A 359-nucleotide genomic window follows, 5' to 3' on the forward strand; every position below is an offset into this window, starting at 1 on the left:
GAAGGCAACGACACGCTGCGCGGCGGCGCCGGCAAGGATTCCTTGTATGGCGGCAACGGCACCGACCTGCTGGAAGGCGGCGACGGCGACGACGTGATCATTGGCGGCAACGAGGGCGGCACTTGGCGCGAAGAGCGCGATACGCTGCGCGGCGGCGCCGGCAACGATCAGCTGACGGTGGCGTGGAGCAGCTGGAACAACACGCTGGAAGGCGGCATCGGCAACGACACGCTGACCGGCGGTTACGGCCGCGACATCTACCTGTTCAATCTGGGCGACGGTCAGGACGTGATCATCGATCGGGCCTACCGCGTCAGCGCGGAAGACTCGTACCGGGATGAACTGGTGTTCGGCGCCGA

Annotated in this window: 1 protein-coding gene; it reads left to right on the plus strand. The window is 66.6% G+C overall.

Going from position 1 to position 359, the window contains the following annotated elements:
- On the plus strand, positions 1-359 hold a 359-nt coding region (locus VK98_RS22540), incomplete at both ends, for a calcium-binding protein (protein ID WP_048416164.1).

The organism is Chromobacterium sp. LK11 (assembly GCF_001043705.1).
Lineage (GTDB): Bacteria > Pseudomonadota > Gammaproteobacteria > Burkholderiales > Chromobacteriaceae > Chromobacterium > Chromobacterium alkanivorans.